General features: G+C 72.7%; 15 protein-coding genes. 6 read left to right on the forward strand and 9 right to left on the reverse strand.

What is annotated here, in order from left to right; genetic code table 11:
- Positions 1 to 19: 19 nt before the first annotated feature.
- Positions 20 to 1,072, reverse strand: a complete 1,053-nt coding sequence (locus G567_RS0110350) for an acyl-CoA dehydrogenase family protein (protein ID WP_028929931.1) — start codon at positions 1,070 to 1,072, stop codon at positions 20 to 22.
- 14 nt (positions 1,073 to 1,086) lie between these two features.
- Positions 1,087 to 2,265, reverse strand: coding sequence for an acyl-CoA dehydrogenase family protein (locus G567_RS0110355; RefSeq protein WP_245585615.1), 1,179 nt, complete (start codon positions 2,263 to 2,265; stop codon positions 1,087 to 1,089).
- 99 nt (positions 2,266 to 2,364) lie between these two features.
- On the opposite strand from G567_RS0110355, the gene G567_RS0110360 reads away from it, so the two are divergent.
- A complete protein-coding gene (locus tag G567_RS0110360; protein WP_028929933.1) occupies positions 2,365 to 3,837 on the forward strand; it encodes an NAD-dependent succinate-semialdehyde dehydrogenase in 1,473 nt (490 codons plus the stop codon).
- Positions 3,838 to 3,921: 84 nt separating this feature from the next.
- On the opposite strand, the gene G567_RS0110365 is transcribed toward G567_RS0110360, so the two are convergent.
- The 5 genes from G567_RS0110365 to G567_RS28020 all read right to left on the reverse strand — a co-directional run bounded on the left by G567_RS0110365 (position 3,922) and on the right by G567_RS28020 (position 9,273).
- Entirely contained in the window at positions 3,922 to 4,245 is a 324-nt protein-coding gene (locus tag G567_RS0110365) for a hypothetical protein (protein WP_028929934.1), read from the reverse strand.
- Positions 4,242 to 6,209, reverse strand: a complete 1,968-nt coding sequence (locus tag G567_RS0110370) for a hypothetical protein (RefSeq protein ID WP_028929935.1) — start codon at positions 6,207 to 6,209, stop codon at positions 4,242 to 4,244. The genes G567_RS0110365 and G567_RS0110370 overlap by 4 nt, the downstream gene beginning before the upstream one ends.
- Positions 6,210 to 6,279: 70 nt before the next feature.
- Complete coding sequence (locus G567_RS0110375; RefSeq protein ID WP_154667138.1) at positions 6,280 to 7,617, reverse strand: lipopolysaccharide biosynthesis protein; 1,338 nt, start codon at positions 7,615 to 7,617, stop codon at positions 6,280 to 6,282.
- Between the two features lie 154 nt (positions 7,618 to 7,771).
- Positions 7,772 to 8,149: a hypothetical protein gene (locus tag G567_RS0110380; protein ID WP_028929937.1), complete on the reverse strand. Its 378-nt coding sequence runs from the start codon at positions 8,147 to 8,149 to the stop codon at positions 7,772 to 7,774.
- A gap of 146 nt (positions 8,150 to 8,295) precedes the next feature.
- A complete protein-coding gene (locus tag G567_RS28020; RefSeq protein WP_245585616.1) occupies positions 8,296 to 9,273 on the reverse strand; it encodes a glycosyltransferase family 2 protein in 978 nt (325 codons plus the stop codon).
- Between the two features lie 377 nt (positions 9,274 to 9,650).
- Here G567_RS28020 and G567_RS28025 point away from each other — a divergent pair, with 377 nt between their 5' ends.
- The 5 genes from G567_RS28025 to G567_RS0110410 all read left to right on the forward strand — a co-directional run bounded on the left by G567_RS28025 (position 9,651) and on the right by G567_RS0110410 (position 13,279).
- The gene (locus G567_RS28025; RefSeq protein ID WP_037056722.1) at positions 9,651 to 10,520 is read left to right on the forward strand and encodes a glycosyltransferase; all 870 of its coding nucleotides are present in this window, start codon (positions 9,651 to 9,653) and stop codon (positions 10,518 to 10,520) included.
- 135 nt (positions 10,521 to 10,655) lie between these two features.
- The gene (locus G567_RS0110395) at positions 10,656 to 11,360 is read left to right on the forward strand and encodes an energy-coupling factor ABC transporter permease (protein ID WP_028929938.1); all 705 of its coding nucleotides are present in this window, start codon (positions 10,656 to 10,658) and stop codon (positions 11,358 to 11,360) included.
- Positions 11,357 to 11,725 carry a PDGLE domain-containing protein gene (locus G567_RS0110400; RefSeq protein ID WP_028929939.1) on the forward strand — a complete coding sequence of 123 codons (369 nt, stop codon included), beginning with the start codon at positions 11,357 to 11,359 and terminating at the stop codon, positions 11,723 to 11,725. The genes G567_RS0110395 and G567_RS0110400 overlap by 4 nt, the downstream gene beginning before the upstream one ends.
- Before the next feature lie 7 nt (positions 11,726 to 11,732).
- Positions 11,733 to 12,497, forward strand: a complete 765-nt coding sequence (gene cbiQ, locus G567_RS0110405; protein ID WP_028929940.1) for a cobalt ECF transporter T component CbiQ — start codon at positions 11,733 to 11,735, stop codon at positions 12,495 to 12,497.
- Positions 12,498 to 12,517: 20 nt separating this feature from the next.
- Entirely contained in the window at positions 12,518 to 13,279 is a 762-nt protein-coding gene (locus G567_RS0110410) for an energy-coupling factor ABC transporter ATP-binding protein (protein WP_028929941.1), read from the forward strand.
- 49 nt (positions 13,280 to 13,328) lie between these two features.
- On the opposite strand, the gene G567_RS0110415 is transcribed toward G567_RS0110410, so the two are convergent.
- Positions 13,329 to 14,684, reverse strand: a complete 1,356-nt coding sequence (locus tag G567_RS0110415) for an SPFH domain-containing protein (RefSeq protein WP_028929942.1) — start codon at positions 14,682 to 14,684, stop codon at positions 13,329 to 13,331.
- A gap of 90 nt (positions 14,685 to 14,774) precedes the next feature.
- Positions 14,775 to 15,212 carry an NfeD family protein gene (locus G567_RS0110420; protein WP_028929943.1) on the reverse strand — a complete coding sequence of 146 codons (438 nt, stop codon included), beginning with the start codon at positions 15,210 to 15,212 and terminating at the stop codon, positions 14,775 to 14,777.
- Positions 15,213 to 15,220 lie beyond the last annotated feature (8 nt).

Genomic DNA, 15,220 nt, shown 5'->3' on the forward strand with positions numbered 1-15,220 from the left:
ACAAAGCCCCTCGGGTGAGTCACGGCGCGCCCGTCACCAGTGGCCACAGACCCTCCCCGCCCGCGGCGAGCGCCCGGGCGCCGAGCTCGTCGTTCCAGCTCGCCTCGCTGCCGTCCTCGTCGCGCCAGGCCCACAGCCGCGTCGTGACCAGCCGCAGCGCGTGTTCGCGGGTGAACCCGATCGCGCCGTGCACCTGATGCGCGATCCGCGCGACGACGCCGGCCGCCTCGCTCGCCCGCGCCTTCGCCGCGGCGACGGCGAACGCGGTGGTGTCGGCACCGAACCCGTCGGCCGCCGCGGTACGGGCCGCGGCGGCCGACGCGGCCGCCACTGCGGCCACCTCGGCGGCGGCCAGCGCGAGCTGCTGCTGGATCGCCTGGAACCTCCCGATCGGACGTCCGAACTGGACGCGCTCCCCCGCATAGCGCACCGACTCCGCGAGAGCGCCTCGGGCCGCACCGGCCAGCAGCAGCGTCCGGCCGAGCGCGGCGCGCAGCCCCAACCGGGCCGTCGCACCGTCGGGTGCCGCGGCCACCGCGCCCGGGCCGAGCGTCACGTCGGCGACGGTCACGGTGTCGCGGGGCTCCTCGGCGACGTTGCTGCCCTCGGTGATCTCCACCGCTGCCGGCGGGAGCACCAGCACACGGTCGCCGGCCAGCACCACGATCGCGGTGGCCGCCCGTGCCCACGGCACCCGCGGCAGCGTGCCCGAGACGGTGGCCCCGTCGCCGGTGGGCTGGATCGTGAGCTCGGCGGTGGCCGCGGTGAGCGGCCCGGCCGGCACCTCCAGCCCCGCGGCGTGCGCCAGCCACCCGGCCAGCAGATCGGTCTCGACCAGCGGCACCCGCGCCGCATACGCCCCGGCCGCCTCGAGCACGACCGCCAGATCGGTCAGCGAGCCGCCGCTGCCGCCCGCGGCCTCCGGCAACGTCAGCCGGGCGAGTCCGGCCTGTTCCAGGGTCGTCCACAGTCCGGCGTCGAACCCGGTCTCCGACGCGGACGCCCGCGACCGAGCATCGGCGAAGATCGTCTCTGCGAGCTCGCGCAGCTCGTGCCGGTGCTCACCCCGCATGCTCGGCTCGTTCCTCACCGCAGCCCCAATCCCCGCGCCACGATCCCGCGCAGCACCTCGTTCGTCCCCCCGCGCAGCGTGAAACCCGGGGCGTGCAACACCGCATCGGCCAGCAACCGCGCATAGCCGTGCTCGGCGCCCGGATCCGGCGGCATCGACACCAGCAGCCGCGCAGCGTCGATCACCTCGTTCTCGTAGCGGGTGCCCAGATCCTTCACCAGCGCGGCCGCCAGCTCCGGCGCCAGCCCGGACTCCAGCGAGCCCGCCACCGCCAGCGACATCCGGCGCAGCGTCCACAACCGGGCCACCAGCCCGCCCAGCGCCTGCCGGCGGCCCCGGTCCAACTCGGTTCCGGCGAGCTCGCCGACCAGCGCGACCAGCAGCGGGAACGTCGAGAGGAACCGCTCCGGACCGGACCGCTCGAACGCCAGCTCGCTGGTCACCTGGTGCCAGCCCGCGCCGATCTCACCCAGCACCATCGCGTCGGGCACGAAAACCCGGTTGAGGACCACCTCGTTGAAGTGGTGCGCCCCGGTGAGCAGCGGGATGGGGCGAATCGTCACCCCCGGCGCATCGAGCTCGACGATCAGCTGGGACAGGCCCGCGTGCCGATTGCGCTCATCCCGGGGCGAGGTGCGCACCAGCGCGAAGAACGCATGCGCGCGGTGCGCACCGGAGGTCCACACCTTCGTGCCGGTCAGCGACCACCCGCCGTCGACCGGCTCCGCGCGGCTGCGCACCGACGCCAGGTCCGAGCCCGAGTCGGGCTCGGACATGCCGATACCGAAGTACACCTCGCCGCGCGCGATGCCCGGCAGGAACCGCTGCCGCTGCTCCTCGGTGCCGAACCGCATCAGCGACGGCCCGATCTGCCGGTCGGCCACCCAGTGCGCCGCGACCGGCGCCCCGGCGGCGAGCAGCTCCTCGGTGACCACGTACCGGTCCAGCGCGGTGCGGCCATGCCCCCCGTACTCGGCCGGGATCGTCATGCCCAGCCAGCCGCGCTTGGCCAGCTCCGTGGAGAAGCGCTCGTCCCAGCCGGAGAGCCAGACATCGGCCCGCGGATGCCAGGCGCCCGCAGCCCGTTCCCCGGCAAGGAACGTCCGGACCTCCGCCCGCAGTGCGGCGGCCCGTTCGGGCAGCTCGATCGGTGGCGGCACCAGCGTGGGCAGCCTCGGCAGCGTTTCGGTCACGGGCCCATCTTCGCCTCCCCGCCCCTGCTCTCGGTATCGCCGGCACCCCGCGGGGCTTCGGGGGCTGCACGCGACCGGACGCGGTGGCAGCATCGCGGCATGACTGATTCCGACCGTGAGCAGGCCGTGCTCGACGGAGCCCCCAAGGACCTGCTGATCGGTGGCCGGTGGCGGGCGGCGGCGTCCGGCAGGACGGTCCCGGTGGAGGATCCGGCCACCGGCAAGGCGCTCTGCGAGGTCGCCGACGCCGGGCCCGAGGACGGCATGGACGCCCTCGCGGCCGCCACCGCCGCCCAGGACGGCTTCGCCGCGATGCCCCCGCGCGAACGCGGGGAGATCCTCCGCCGGTCCTACGAGATGATCACCGAACGGCTCGACGACCTCGCGTTGCTGATGACGTGCGAGATGGGCAAGCCGCTCGCCGAGTCCCGCGCCGAGATCACCTACGCCGCCGAGTTCTTCCGCTGGTTCGCCGAGGAGTCGGTCCGGATCGACGGCGGTTACGCCGTCTCCCCCAACGGCGCCAACCGGTTCCTGGTGATGAAACAACCGGTCGGGGTATGCCTGTTGATCACCCCGTGGAACTTCCCGCTGGCGATGGGCACCCGCAAGATCGGACCGGCGGTCGCGGCCGGATGCGCGATGGTGATCAAACCGGCCGGACAGACCCCGCTGTCGATGCTGGCGCTGGGCTCCATCCTGCAGGAGGCCGGGCTGCCCGACGGCGTCCTCAACATCATCACCACCAGCGACGCCGGCGGGGTGATGGAGCCGCTGATCCGCGACGGCCGGGCCCGCAAGATCTCGTTCACCGGGTCCACCGCGGTGGGCCGCAAGCTGCTCGAACAGGCGTCCGAGAAGGTGCTGCGGACGTCGATGGAGCTGGGCGGCAACGCGTCGTTCCTCGTGTTCGACGACGCCGACCTCGACGCCGCGGTCGACGGCGCGCTGCTCGCCAAGATGCGCAACATGGGTGAGGCGTGCACGGCGGCCAACCGGTTCCTGGTGCAGCGTTCGGTCGCCCCGGCGTTCGCCGCGAAGCTCGCCGAGCGGATGGGCGCGCTGCAGGTCGGGCGCGGCACCGAGGACGGTGTGCAGGTCGGCCCGCTGATCGACGCCAAGGGGTTGGCGAAGGTCGTCGACCTCGTCTCCGACGCCGTCGCGCACGGGGCCTCCGTGCAGGTCGGCGGGGAGCCGGTGGACGGGCCCGGCTACTTCTACCGGCCGACCGTGCTCACCGACGTGCCGCAGCAGTCGCGACTCAACCACGAGGAGATCTTCGGGCCGGTCGCGCCGATCAGCGTGTTCGACGACGAGGACGAGGCGCTCGCCGCGGCCAACGCCACCGAGTTCGGCCTGGTCAACTACGTGTTCACCGACGACCTCAACCGGGCGCTGCGGGTCTGCGAGGGGCTGGAGAGCGGCATGGTGGGGCTCAACACCGGGCTGGTGTCCAACCCCGCCGCGCCGTTCGGCGGGGTCAAGCAGTCCGGTCTGGGACGCGAGGGCGGCTCGGTCGGGATCGAGGAGTTCCTCGAGATCAAGTACGTCGCCGTCGGCGTTCCGCGCTGATCGGGCACACTCCCTCGGCCAGGCCTCGCCGCCGCTGGTCACGAACCGGGCAGGGCGGGCGCCGTCGGGGTGGGCCGGCGCTGCTCAGGCGCCGGGTGCGGCAGGGGGCGGGGCGCCGGGTCCAGGGGCGTCGGGAGCGGGCGGCGCCTGGTCTCCCGGGGCGGCCGGGTCCGTCGCCGCGGTGGTGTCCTGGCCGTTGATCAGCATGTCGGCCAGCTGCAGCCCGCCGTTCGCGGCGAGCAGGACGACGAGCCCGACCAGCACCACCGCGACAGCACCGGTCAGGACCTGCACCTTCACCGGCGTGCGGCCGAGCCTGCGGTAGCCGGTCTCCACGACCCAGGCCCGCGCGGCCATCAGCGCGAGCAGCACCCCGAACGTCGTCCAGACCCAACCGGCCCCGCTCACGGCAGATCACCGCCCAGCGGCGTGTTCCACCCGGGCATGCCGCGCTTGACCAGCACGGCGTTGAAGCCGTGCTGGTACTGCACCACGTAGTTGCCGGTCGCGACCAGCTCCTGGACCAGCTGCTGGGACCAGCCGGGCGGCTTGTCGTTCAGGTACACGCCCTCGTTCTCGATCGACGGGTAGATCAGCAGGTAGTCGGGCAGTTCCTCGTCGATGCAGCGCAGCGGGTCGTTGGCCAGGTGGACACAGCCGTCGACGTTCGAGCCGCGGTGGTACTCGCCGATCCCCTCCAGGCCGTACGGGCCGACGTTGCTCAGCGGCATGACCTTGCTGCCCGGCGGCGCCTCGGCATACACCTGGCGGGTCATCGTGACGTCCTCGGGCGTGACGAGCATGTAGGCGTCGTTGCCGCCGCGGATGAGCACCAGCGTGCCGAAGGTGACGAGCATGCCGACCGCGAGCACCTTTTCCCACGCCCGGTTGCGGCGCACCAGCGAACGCAGCGCGTCGGTACCCAGGATCGTCAGGATCGGCAGCCCGTAGAGCACGATGCGCAGGAACACCTCGCCGCCGTAGCCCTGCGCCGCGAAGGCCATGGGCACCGCGGCCAGCGCGATCGGCACCAGATCACGGCGGCGTCGCCAGTAGACCCAGGCACCGGCGATGGCGAGCAGCCAGGTCAGGCCGGGCACGGCGATGCGCAGCAGCTTGACGACGACCTGGCCGGTGTCGCCGGTGAGCCGGTCGGCGATCCCGGCCTGCAGCGCGCCCTCCTCATCACCGCTGCCGGTGATGAGGCTGAGCTGGGTCATCCAGAAGTCGCGGGCCGCGATGAGGAAATAGACCATGACGGCCAGCACCGCGACGATCACCAGCCCGCGGCCGCGGAACCGGCCGACGACGGCGAGCACAGCCAGCTGGCCGATGATCGCGAACGGGGTGAGCTGGTGCGCGGGCGCGACGGCCAGCAGGCACAGCGCCGCGCAGAAGTAGATGAGCAACAGCTGGCGCGGCGGCAGCGTCGGGCGGTTCGGCGGGGTCATCGCGGCGACGGCCCAGCGGCGCAGCAGCGGCAGCTTGGGTGCGTCGGGATGGGCGGCGGGCCAGCTCGGAACCCCCGCCGCGTCGGTCCGCCGGGTGGCCAGCGGGCCGAGGCAGAACGTGAGCACGGTCAGCAGCAGCACGATGCCGGTGGCCTGCGGGGAGTAGTAGTCCTGTTCGATCCAGTTCAGGCCGACGAACAGCCACGCCGCCACCCACGGCGTCCGGGTGCCGCCGAGCATCGATCGGGCCAGCGCGTACACGCCGATCGCCCACACGCCCACGACCACGGGCGGGAACCAGCGCAGCACCTCGTCCAGCTGGGTCGCCCCGCCCGCGTCCCGGAAGAAGGCCCACTGGGCGAAGAACGCAGGCCAGAAGAAGCGCGCGTCGATACCGGTCGGCGGGACACCGGTGCCTGCGATCGCGTCGGTGAAACCGGCCAGCAGCCAGGCGGTGGTGAACCGCGCGGTGGGTTGCACGACCGAGGGCATGCCGACGCTGCACAGGATGAGCACGGCGGTGGCGACGCCCAGCATGGGGATGCGCGGACGTGGCGACCACAGCTCGGCGACGCACGCCGCGACGGCCAGGGCGAGCGACGCCCATGCCGCGGGCGGAAGAATCTTGGCCAGGCCCCAGCCGTCGAGGGCGTCGAGGTCGGTGGTGGCCGCGGCGACGGGCAGCAGCAGCAGGGCGAGCGCCGCCAGTACCGGGGAGAGCCAGCGCCACCACCCCGCCACCGGGGCGGTGTCCTGCGCCTGCGGGCGGCTCGGCGGCGGAACCGGCTGGTTCGGCGGCTGCACCGGCAGGGCCGTCGTCGGGGCCTCGGCCGGCGGGGTGACGGGGATCAGCGTGGTCGGCGGGTCGAGGTCGCCGTGGCGCTGGCCATCGCCGGGGGAGCGGGTGCCGGTGGATGTCATGGCCCCTCCCTCCGGGCACTCCTCGGCCGCCGCTGCGACGCTGGGTGAAACGATGGCCCTGCGAGCCCACTCACGGGCGAACCTCCAGCTTGGTCTGGCGCCGGATCCGGACGCCGACCGCGCAAATGACCTGGACAGCGACATAGCCGATCGCGATCGGGAGCAGCGCCTGGTCGGGGCTGCCGTCGCGGACCGGAATCACGATGACGACCAACAGCACCAGCAGGGTGCTGACCAGCTGCAGCGTGGCGTACTGCATCGCCCTGCCCGCGGCCTGGCGCACCCCCAGCTCGTGCGCGACGACGAGGCGGAACGCCAGACCGAGCAGCAGCAGTTGAAGGATCGTACTGACCTCGGCATAGCCCTCTCCGAAGATCGACAGAACCGGGTGGGCGAGCAGCGCGCCCAGTCCCAGCACCGGAAGGAAGAGGAGCAGCAACCGGCGGCGGGCGGCGGCGGCCAGCTCGGGCAGCCGGTGTGGCTCCCGGGCCACGTGGATGGCTAGCGAGTTCATGAAGAAGGTGGCCCCGATGTCGATGACGGTCACCGCCTGCCAGGCGACGAAGAACGCCGCGCCCGTCTCGGGGCCGTAGCGCAGGATCACCAGCAGCGTGACCTGGTTGTACAGCAGCGTGGTCCCGATCTGGGAGATCGCGGTCGGCCCGAGGAAGCGCGCCGCCTCGCGGCGGCCGGGCAGCACACCGCCCAGGGCGCGGCGGCCGTAGCGGCGCACCAGCGCCCAGATCACGGCCGATCCCGCCGCGATCCAGACCACGATCGGCCCGACCCAGGACAGCACCACGCCCTGGGCTCCGAGCCCGGCATAGGCGCAGAGGGCGACCAGCAGCCCGATGCGGACCACGGCGAACAGCCCGTTGCGCCAGACCGCCCACCACGGTTTGCCGATCGCGACCAGGATGAAGTCGTGCACGACGAAGACGCCCCAGCCGGCGGCGGCGAGCACGAACAGCACAACCCCGAGGGCGAGGCTGCCGTCCGGTCCGGCCGCGGTGCGGGCCAGCTCCGGAACGACCAGCACGTAGACGAGCCCGATCAGCCCGGACAGCGGCATGATCAACAGCAGGCTGGACCAGACCAGCCGCCCGGCGCGTCGCCCCGACCCCGGGAGCCAGCGCAGGATGCCGACGCCGAGGTTCAGCTGCGCGGCGCCCGCGACGAGGATGAACGCCGACACCACGGCCGATGCCTGGCCGAACTCCGCCTGTGGCATGACCCGCGCGGCGATCACCCAGCTCAGGAGGCCGGCGATCGGTCCGAGCGCGGCGCTCAGCGAGAGCGCGAGACCGTCGCCGACGCCCCCGTTGCCGCTGGATCTCCCGGGGTCGACCGCGGGGAGCATCTCGGTCGGCAGGTCCTCGACCGGCCGCCCGCGCGCGGAGATCCGCACGGTCGGGGAATCATCACCCGCCGGCCGGCCGTGGTCGGGCGTGCCCGCGGCCCCGACCGGTGCCCTGCCGGCGGACGGCTTCCATGTCGTCACCGGGTGACCCGGGCCGGTCGTTTCGTCGGTCGACCGCGTGCCGGGCCGCCGCTGCCGGTGCTCACTGTGCCACCACCGCGTGCCGCAGCAGGAACGGCACGCTCACCACGGTCATCACGTACAGCGCCGCAGCCGGATGCCAGAAACCGGAGCTCACCATGATCTGGCCGGCCAGCAGCGTCGTGGCCACGCCGGTGCCGATCGTGAGCAGCCACACGTGCGCCGCGGGTGCGCGACGCAGGAACCCCGCCGCGGCCCAGCCGGGTCCGAGCAGCAGGAAGCTGATCGTCAGCAGCAGGCGCAGCTCGCCGACGACGCCGCCGGTGACGGTCAACAGGCTCAGCACACAGGCCGCGATGCCCGCGACGACCAGGAGCAGCGCGACCACCCGCCGTGCCGTGCGCGCACGGGTCAGCTCGGCCGCGGTGGGCACGCTCACTGCAGATCGCTCCGTTCGTCGCCGGACTCGGGGGCCGGCCGGATGCCCCGACGGACCCGGCCCGGCTCAGAGTGTAGGGCGGGGGTTGCCGGGCAATTCGCCTCCACCACGCGGGCGGCGGCCATCAGACCCGTTCGAGGTCGAGGTCACCCATCGTGACGGGGACGGGGCTTCGGCGACGGGCGCCGCAGCGCGGGGGGCGGACCCGGTTCCGCCGGCAGGGTGGGGATGCCGGCGGCGGGCGTCGGGACCAGGACACGCTCGCCGACGGGTGCCTGGGTAGGCGGCAGCGGGTTGCGCTGTGGCATCCGGGACGCGGCCGGTGGCTGCTGCGGTTCGGCGGTCCCGGCGCGCGCCGCCCGCGCCCGGGCCAGCAACTGCGCCCGCCGCCGATCCGCCCGCCGCCGCTCGGCGAGCAACGTCCGCAACACCCGCGCCCCGTCCACGAACGTGCGCAGATTCGTCTCCCCGAAGATCCGCCGCCGCTCCACCGAGGGCACCTCGGTGATCCGCAACCCGGCGGCCGCCACCCGGCAGTTCAGCACCGTCTCGATCTCGAACCCGTCCCCCCACAACATCCCCTCGGCCGGCCCCGGCGCCGCCACCTCCGGCAGCTCCAGCACCGGCAGCACGTCCGCCCAGAACGCGTTGTATCCGTAACACAGATCCGTGTACGCCGTCCCGAACAGCACATTCGCCACCCCGTTGAGCCCCGCGTTCCCGGACCGGCGCAACAACGTGATGTCCTCGCTGTCCCCACCGGCCACGAACCGGCTGCCCTTGGCGAAATCCGCCCCCGCCACCAACGCCGCGACGAACGCCGGGATCTCCTCCGGATCCGCCGACCCGTCGGCATCGAACATCACCAGCACATCACCGGTGGCCGCCGCGAATCCACACGCCATCGCGTTGCCCTTGCCCCGGCGCGTCTGTGTGATCACCCGCGCCCACGGCAGCACCCGCCGCGCGGTCTCCACCGTCCCGTCCACCGAATGCCCATCGACGACGATGACCTCATGCACCGCAGGCCGCACCGCCGCGATCGCCGGCAACACCACCTCGAGGTTCCGCGCCTCATTCCGCGTCGGAACCACCACCGACACCCGCGGGTCATGACGTCGCATCGCTGATCTCCCCACCGCCGCACCGCTCGGACGCTCGCGCTCACCGGAACCGGGCCGCGCTCGCCGCGCCTGATCGTCACCTACAACATTCGCCATCACGGGGGTTATCTGCCGACCGGCCCACTCCGTTACGTGATCATCTTTGCGGTCCGGGCGCACCGTTCGGACCAGCGTCCCTCCCGAGGGGGTGGCCTTGCGTCGGCGCGACCGCCCGGTAACCGCGGATCGTCGCCGAACGGTCGCGTCGTATACCCCGAGCGGCGGTACGGAGGCCATTGCCGGTTCAATCGTCCGGCCGAGTACGGTTTGGCGGCGAACAGCTGCCATACGTCGACCCTGTGTCGTCCGGCACCGAGCGCACAGAGGGGGGTTGCGCGATGTTGCCGCAACCGAGCGTGTCCGTCTGCATCCCGGTCTACAACGGGGAGCGATTCCTGGCGGAGACGATCCGCAGCGTCCTCGACCAGACCTACCGCGACTTCGAGATCGTGCTGCTGGAGAACGCGAGCACCGACGCCAGCCTGGAGATCATCCACTCGTTCGCGGACCCCCGGATCCGGGTCGAGCGCAACGCCACGCTGCTCTCCCAGCCCGACAACTGGAACCGGGTGATCCAGCTGTGCCGGGCCCCGCTGATCAAGCTCGTCTGCGCCGACGATCTGCTGCATCCGCGCTGCCTGGAGTTCCAGGTGGGGCCCATGGAGGCCGACCCGGGGCTCGCCGTCGTCGCCGCGCGCCGCCACATGGTCGACGAACAGAGCCGGGTGATCGTCCCCCGGCGCGGTCTCGGCGGCCTGCTGGGCGTGCGCACGAGCGTCGAGGTGGCCCGCAAGGTCGTGCGCAACGGCGCGAACCCTATCGGCGAACCCGGCGGTGTGTTGTTCCGGCGCGACCATTTCTTCGCCGCGGGCGGCTGGCGCGCCGACCGGCGCTTCGTCATGGACCTCGACCTGTGGCTGCGGCTGCTGCAGTACGGCGAGTTCCTCGGCCTTCCCGAGACGCTGGCCGCGTTCCGGATCGGCCGCGGCTCGGTGTCCGCCGAGAACGAGCAGGCCATCTATGAAGACCAGCGCCTGCTCATCGAGGAGCTCGGCGAGTCGCCCTACTACCAGGTCCGCGGGATTGACCTCGCCCTCGGCCGGGTGCTGGCCCCGGCCGGCCGGGCGCGCAGGCAGACGCTGTTCGCCATCTCTCGGTTCAACGCCCGCAAGGAGGAGAAGGGGCTCGCCGCCGAGTCACCTGACTGATCGGGCAGTCGGTACCTCTCCATCCGCACCCGTCCGCTTGTCGCCGGCTATTTGCGATAGCACCCAGGTCGTGTTTACTGGGGTGTGCGCCCCGGCGGGGCGGCATCGCGGGAGGAGCGATTCGTGATCGTCGCCATGCATATGAGTGACGGGCTGGTGAACGTACCGACGGCGCTGGCCTTCGGCGTCGTCGCGGCGCTGGCGCTGGCCGTCGCGCTGACCCGGGCCCGCGCGGACCTCGACGACCGCACCGCCCCGATGGCCGGGCTGGTCACGGCGTTCGTGTTCGCCGTCCAGATGATCAACTTTCCGATCCTGCCCGGCGCGAGCGGACATCTGCTCGGCGGGGCGCTGGTGGCGATCCTCGTCGGCCCGTGGGTCGGCAGCGTGGCCATCGCGATCGTCCTGATCGTGCAGTCGCTCCTGTTCGCCGACGGCGGGATCACCGCGCTGGGGATGAACATCGTCAACATGGCCGTGCTCGGGGTGTTCATCGGATACCTCGTGGCCCGGGGACTGCGCGGACTCGCGGTGCGCGGCCGGGGCGGCCTGCTCGCGACCGCGTTCCTCGCCGCCTTCGCCAGCACCGTCGTCGCCTCGCTGGGCTTCGTCGCCGAGTACGCGATCGGCGGAGCCGCGGGCGCGCCGCTGGGCACCGTGTTCGGCCTGATGGTCGGGCTCCACGCGCTGATCGGCATCGGCGAGGGCATCATCACCGCCGCCACCGTCGGCGCGGTGGCCGCCGTCCGCCCCGACCTGGTCTACCTGCTGCGCGGCACACAGCGACCGCCGGTGCTCAAGCCCGGCGCCGGAAGCGCCGCCGAGGGGAGCGCCCGATGAACCGCGCGGGCACCACCCGCAGGTCCGGGTTCCTGCTCGGCTTCCTCGCCGTGGCCCTGCTCGTCGCCGGCGTCCTCTCCTACTTCGCCAGCTCGTCCCCCGACGGCCTCGACAGCGTCACGCTGCACGGCTGCCAGATCACCGAGATCGCCGACCGGGAGCAGCTCGACGGGCAGTGCATCGCGCAGAACGCGCAGGGCCACGCCCTCGCCGCGGGCCCGCTCGCGGACTACACGGTGCGCGGCGGCGAGGGAACGGTCGGCCTCGCCGGGGTCATCGGCGTCATGGCCACCCTGGCGCTGGCCGGCGGGGTGTTCTGGGTGTTGCGGCGGCGCGGCCCGCACCCGCCCACCCGCGAGGACTGACCCTGCGGTGGGCGCCGGTCACGCGCATCCCCTGTACCTGCCGCGCACCTCGGCCGTGCACGGTCTGCCGGCCGAGGTGAAGGTCGTCGCGGCGTTCCTCGGCGTCGTCTGCGTGGTCGCGACGCCGCGCGAGGCGTTCGCGGTGTTCGGCGGCTACCTGCTGCTGCTCGCCCTCATCTGGTCGATCGCCCGCATCCCACCGGGCTGGCTGTCCCGGCGCGCGCTCATCGAGACCCCGTTCGTGGTCCTCGCCGTCCTGCTGCCGATCACCGGCCCGGACCCGCGCATCGACTGGCTGGGGTTGTCGGTGTCCGAACCCGGCCTGCTGGGCGCCTGGAACATCCTCGTCAAGGGCACCCTCGGCGTCCTGACCTCGCTCACCCTCGCCGCGACCACACCGCTTCCGGAGCTGCTGCTCGGCCTGCAGCGGCTGCGTGCCCCGGCTCTCGTCACCACGATCGCGACGCTGATGCTCCGCTATGTCGATGTCATCGTCGCCGAGGCCCGCCGGATGCGCCTGGCCCGGATCGCGCGTGGCCACGATCCGCGGTTCCTCTGGCAGGTCGGCGCGACCGCCCGCGGCGTCGGCAGCCTGTTCATCCGGTCCTACGAGCGTGGCGAGCGGGTGCATCTGGCGATGCTCTCGCGCGGCTGGACCGGTGAGCTGCCGCAGCTCGCCGAGCGGGTGACGACCCGGCGCGACTGGCTGCGCGGGCTCGCCCCGGTCGCCGTGGCCGCGGCGCTGGCCTGCACCGGGTGGGTGATCGCGTGACGCGTGCGCCGGAGCCGGCCGTGGCCGCGGGCGCCGAGCCGGTCCGTCCGCTCTCGCTCGCGGTGTCCGGGCTGGCCTTCACCTACCCCGACGGGACGCAGGCCCTGCACGGCATCGACCTGAGCATCGCCGCCGGTGAACGGGTCGCCCTGCTGGGCCCCAACGGTGCGGGCAAGACCACGCTCGTGCTGCATCTCAACGGCATCCTGACCCCCGGCCACGGCTCGGTGGCGGTCGGCGGCCTCCCGGTGACCAAGGCGAACCTGCACGAGATCCGGCGGCGGGTCGGGATCGTGTTCCAGGACCCCGACGACCAGCTGTTCATGCCGACCGTGCGCGCCGACGTCGCCTTCGGGCCTGCCAACTTCGGGGTGCGCGGCGATGCGCTCGACGAGCGGGTCCACGCCGCGCTCGACGCGGTCGGCATGGCCGAGCACGCCGACCGCTCCCCGCTGCACCTGTCCGGCGGGCAGCGCCGCCGCGTCGCGCTGGCCACCGTGCTGGCCTGCGATCCGGAGATCCTGGTGCTCGACGAGCCGTCGTCCAACCTGGACCCGGTGGCCCGCCGCGAGCTGGCCGAGGTGCTGCTCGGGCTCGACCGCACGATCCTGATGGTCACCCACGACCTGCCGTACGCGCTGCAGCTGTGCCCGCGCAGCATCGTCATCGACGACGGCGTGGTGGTCGCCGACGGCCCGACCCGCGAGCTGCTGGCCGACCCCGACCTGCTGCGCCGCCACCGTCTTGAGCTGCCCTACGGGTTCACCCTCCGCGGCACTTGAGCACCAGGTACGCGGCGGCTGGCGACGAGATCCGTCGGTTCGGCCCTGCCTACCGCTGCGGCGGGGGTGAGGGGTAGCCCGGTCGCGGGCCCTCGTTGCCCTCGGCCCCGCCCACGGTCGATGGCGGCGGGGCCTGCGGGGCGGGCGGCGCCTGCTCCCCGGCGGGCGGCGCGACCGGAGCCGGTAGCTCGCGGGTCGGCTCATCGGCGCCACCGACCTGCTGCGGTGCGGGTTCCGGCGCGTGTGGGGGGCGCTGCGCGAGCCCGGGCGGGACCGCGGAGCGCTCGGCGCCGAGCGCGGGCAGCTGCTGGCGGGCCTCCGCGGTCGCGTCCGCCACCTGCCGGGCGATCTCCGGGTCGCTGGAGGTGTCGAACCAGTCGCGGATCGACTCGTCGTCCTGCTCGGGCCTGCTGTGCACTCCGTCATCGGGGCTGGGCTGGAAGCGGAACACCCCGTCCTCGCCGGGTGCGCCGAGCATGCGGGTGAAACCCTCCAGGGCCTTGCCGAAGTCGCTGGGCACCAGCCAGACCTTGTTCGCGTCGCCCTGCGCCATCTGCGGCAGCGTCTGCAGGTACTGGTAGGCCAGCAGCTCGGGTGTCGGCTTCCCCGACTTGATCGCGGCGAACACCTTCTCGATGGCCTTGGCCTGGCCCTGCGCCTGCAGGTAGCGGGCGGCGCGATCACCCTGCGCCCGCAGGATCCGGGACTGCCGCTCGGCCTCCGCGTTGAGGATCGCCGCCTGCTTGGCACCCTCCGCGGTGAGGATCTGCGACTGCTTCTGCCCCTCGGCGCTGCGGATCGCCGACTCCCGCTGGCCCTCGGCGGTGAGGATCATCGCGCGCTTCTCGCGGTCGGCCTTCATCTGCCGCTCCATCGACTCCTGGATCGACGGCGGCGGGTCGATGGCCTTGATCTCCACCCGCGCGACCCGGATCCCCCAGCGGCCGGTGGCCTCGTCGAGCTCACCGCGCAGCACGGTGTTGATCTGGTCGCGGGAGGTGAGCGTCTCCTCCAGCGTCATCCCGCCGACGACGTTGCGCAAGGTCGTGGTGGTGATCTGCTCGACGCCGGTGATGTAGTCGGAGATCTCGTAGACCGCGGCCTTGGGGTCGGTCACCTGGAAGTAGACGACGGTGTCGATGTTGACGGTCAGGTTGTCCTGGGTGATCACCGGCTGCGGCGGGAAGGACACCACCTGCTCGCGCAGGTCGATCCGCTCCCGGATCTTGTCGATGAACGGCACCAGGAAGCACAGGCCCGGTGGTTGCGTCGTCTTGTAGCGGCCCAGCCGCTCGATGACCGCGGCGGTGGCCTGCGGAATGATCTGCACCGCCTTGACCACCGAGACCACGACCAGCAACACGATCAGGACAACGACAATGAGCACTACCGCCCCATCGGCCACCTCGATCCCCTCCCCCGCTTCTCCGCAGCTCGCTGCGGTTGCTCATTCCTCGTCGACTGCCCGTGCGGGCCGCACCGTAACGGCCGCGGGTCAGTCCTCGGCGAGCACCATGGCCGTCGCGCCGGTGATCGTGACGATCCGAACCCGCGCTCCCGGCTCGATCACCTGCTGGTGGTCGTAGGCCCTGGCCGACCAGATGTCGCCGTCGATCTTGATCCGGCCGCCGCCGTGGTCGCCCTGCACCCGCTCGACGACCACCGCCTCCCGCCCGAGGAGCGCGTCGGAATGCATGGCGGTGTTGTCGATCGCGCGGTTCAACCTGCGGCGCAGACCCGGGCGGACCGCGAACAGCAGCAGCACCGACGCGCCGCCGAACACGATCGCCCCCGCCACCGGGCCCGCGCCCAACACCGAGGCGAGCGCCGCGATCAGCGCGCCGCCGCCGAGCATGAGCAGAACGAACTCGCCGGACAGCACCTCCGCAGCGACCAGCACAATTCCGGCGATGAGCCAGATCACTGCCGCCATGCCCTGAT

The sequence above is a fragment of the Pseudonocardia asaccharolytica DSM 44247 = NBRC 16224 genome (assembly GCF_000423625.1).
Classification (GTDB): Bacteria; Actinomycetota; Actinomycetes; order Mycobacteriales; family Pseudonocardiaceae; genus Pseudonocardia; species Pseudonocardia asaccharolytica.

Excerpts from the sequence above, each read along its gene's own strand:
- G567_RS28020 (WP_245585616.1), bottom strand. The coding sequence starts at position 9,273 with ATGCGACGTCATGACCCGCGGGTGTCGGTGGTGGTTCCGACGCGGAAT.
- G567_RS28025 (WP_037056722.1), top strand. The coding sequence starts at position 9,651 with ATGTTGCCGCAACCGAGCGTGTCCGTCTGCATCCCGGTCTACAACGGG.
- G567_RS0110370 (WP_028929935.1), bottom strand. The coding sequence starts at position 6,209 with ATGACATCCACCGGCACCCGCTCCCCCGGCGATGGCCAGCGCCACGGC.
- G567_RS0110395 (WP_028929938.1), top strand. The coding sequence starts at position 10,656 with ATGCATATGAGTGACGGGCTGGTGAACGTACCGACGGCGCTGGCCTTC.
- G567_RS0110420 (WP_028929943.1), bottom strand. The coding sequence starts at position 15,212 with ATGGCGGCAGTGATCTGGCTCATCGCCGGAATTGTGCTGGTCGCTGCG.
- G567_RS0110360 (WP_028929933.1), top strand. The coding sequence starts at position 2,365 with ATGACTGATTCCGACCGTGAGCAGGCCGTGCTCGACGGAGCCCCCAAG.
- G567_RS0110350 (WP_028929931.1), bottom strand. The coding sequence starts at position 1,072 with ATGCGGGGTGAGCACCGGCACGAGCTGCGCGAGCTCGCAGAGACGATC.
- G567_RS0110400 (WP_028929939.1), top strand. The coding sequence starts at position 11,357 with ATGAACCGCGCGGGCACCACCCGCAGGTCCGGGTTCCTGCTCGGCTTC.